Origin of the sequence: uncultured Campylobacter sp., assembly GCF_938045225.1 — a bacterium.
Classification (GTDB): Bacteria; Campylobacterota; Campylobacteria; order Campylobacterales; family Campylobacteraceae; genus Campylobacter_A.
Genome location: NZ_CALINL010000316.1, coordinates 1 through 2,598 on the forward strand (window position 1 = coordinate 1; position 2,598 = coordinate 2,598).

The following is a 2,598-nucleotide window of genomic DNA, read 5'->3' on the forward strand; positions in this document are numbered from 1 at the left end:
AAACGATAGAGCCATGAGTTCTGCCGCTACATTTGATATACAAGCGCGTTTAGGAGATAGTGCCGGCAGTGTTGCAAACTTGTACACAAGAAGTTGCTACGCACAAAATGTTAATTTTAATATGGGCATAGATCAAATCATCCCTGGTTATACCGATAATAACGGCGAAACGACAGACTCCGCAACTACTAATGCTGCTGTTTTAGCAAGAAACCTTGCGAGCGCAAGAAACGAAGTAATATTTTTCAACAATAACGCCGGCGCCAATGCAACAAAAGTAACTCCCGGTATAGCTAACGATGGTAAATATAGAGTCCTAGCAAATGCATTTGCCGATAGCGATGCTACGGCAAAGGTTAGCATAAGATTTAACTTCGCTAGAGCTACAAATTTGGCTAAAAACCCATTTACCGTTTCTAGCGACGTATTTACATTTAACAACATCTCATCTACGGCTTCTCCTACTATGGCTAGCGCTACCGGAGCTACATACGCTAAACCTGCGGGCACAAAAATAACAAACACCACCTTTTACTACGGTCAAGTATATGCACCGACATATACCGGACCGGCAACTGGTTTTAATGCGGATATATACTATGGCATCTACTGCAATGAATGCAGTACAATAAAATATCCTTTGATAGCAACAAACAACGCACTGCCTCAAGCAAATCGTTGGTTTAAAAATACGGCTCACAACAATATCATCCAAGGAACGCACGGTACATTTGCCAATGCCGCAACCACAACAGTAACCGCAACCAACGCCATAGTAAATGGCGTGGAAAGCGTAAGGCTATCAAGCACCATAGCCGGAACCGATATCGTATCAATGAATGGTTCAAGTTGGTTAATATTCGATCCTTCTAACGCAGCGGCTACTGCAAATCGATTTATCGTTAACTTCACCTCAAACAACTCATCTTGGGGCGGACGAGCACTCAATGAAAAAGGTAATGACGTAGGAGTGGGTAACGTAGTAGGTGCAGACGGCCAAGGCAAGTTGAACGATATCGTCAATAAACCAAGCAAGAGACTAGAGTGGTAAAAATGAAAAAAGGCTTTTCTTTACTAGAGCTTATAGTGGCCATCGTCATTATAGGCTTGACGATGACTGCCTTGCCGAAAATATTTTCTACAGTATCGGATAACAACAAAATGGCTGTAATACAAGAAACTGTTATGGACGCCAAAACAAGACTTGCCATCATATCTACGGCATCATGGAGTTGCACTGGAGACGCTAACTATGAGCGACTTTCGACTCCTATATTTGGAGGTTTAAATAATTTTTATACCACAAACGGTATACCGCAAGAGGGACGAAGAATATTTTCAAATATCGCAAGAATAGGAGTAGCATGCGCGGCATGGGAAAATAGTACTAGAGATTTAGCGTCGTTTAACAATATAACAACACAGATAAGGAGTACTGCCGGATACGATAGAGATAGTATCATAACTGCGGATTTGGTTAGTAGTATTGGATTATCCGAAGATATGTCTGGAGGAAACAATCCCGACATAAGGCGAATTGGCGTAACAGCAACCACTCAAAATACTGCGGGTCAGGGAGCCGGTCACACCATAACCCTTCGAGCATATTCGGCAAATATCGGCACAAGTCCGGATATCTATACTAGGTCGTGGTAAAATGAAAAATACAAGAAAAGGATTTACCCTAATAGAACTTACAGTAGTAATAGTAATTACTGGATTATTGGCTTATGCAGGCATTCAAGCTACACTAAATATATACAAAAACTACTTGCAAAGCAGGGCTATAAACACGCTCGAAGCACAAACCGAGCTAGTTTTGGAGCAAATTTCAAAAAGGCTTTCTATACGAGTTAGAGGCTCCACCATAGGCAAAAAACCTGACGGAACCATGATCCCGACATCAGACGCCGGGCTAAATGCTACATATACTATCTTAGAATGGGTTAGCTATAGCTACGAAAGTTTTCAGGATGGAGGTTGGAGTGGCCTAGCCGATCTAGACAGTCCGCTTACATCTGCTAGAAATACAGCAGATAATAGCGGCACAATAGCAACTCCAGGAAGCAGACTAGTCACGCCAGTGTTAAATGAACAAAGTACTGCAAATCAAAATATAAGCGACCTAACAATTACCTCAAATGATCTAGCAGCAGGAAGGGCAAGCATAGCAAATCAAAATATAGGCATAATGTTTAAAGGAGTAAATATAAACCCTCTTACATCTTTCGGATACAACAACACACAAGCTCAATCAGTGGGTGTAGTTACAAATTTGACCACCACCAACAATGTAATAGCTTTTAGAAATTACCGCTCGAATTTTATATCTGAACAATACTACCTACTACATACCGCATATGCTGTTGAGCCAGGCGACACAAACGGAGACGGAGACTTTGATCTATTTCTTCGCTACAACTTTAGACCATGGGTCGGGGAAGAATACAATAATGCTCCATCAAGCTTGCTAGCTACAAACGTCACTAGATTTAACTTTACCGAAGCAAACGGAGTTATAGCATTAAAATTATGCATAAGAGATGCCGGTAGGTCTCTTAGCCAAGCAGAAGCAGAAACTACGGTATGCAAAACAAA

3 protein-coding genes are annotated in these 2,598 nt (G+C 41.5%); all 3 read left to right on the forward strand.

Features of this window, described 5'->3' with window-relative positions:
- Positions 1-121: 121 nt before the first annotated feature.
- Positions 122-1,051: a hypothetical protein gene (locus tag Q0200_RS11465; RefSeq protein ID WP_297941241.1), complete on the forward strand. Its 930-nt coding sequence runs from the start codon at positions 122-124 to the stop codon at positions 1,049-1,051.
- Positions 1,052-1,053: 2 nt separating this feature from the next.
- The gene (locus tag Q0200_RS11470; protein WP_297941243.1) at positions 1,054-1,656 is read left to right on the forward strand and encodes a type II secretion system protein; all 603 of its coding nucleotides are present in this window, start codon (positions 1,054-1,056) and stop codon (positions 1,654-1,656) included.
- A gap of 1 nt (position 1,657) precedes the next feature.
- Positions 1,658-2,598: prepilin-type N-terminal cleavage/methylation domain-containing protein (locus Q0200_RS11475; protein WP_297941242.1), on the forward strand; the 941-nt coding region annotated here is incomplete at its 3' end.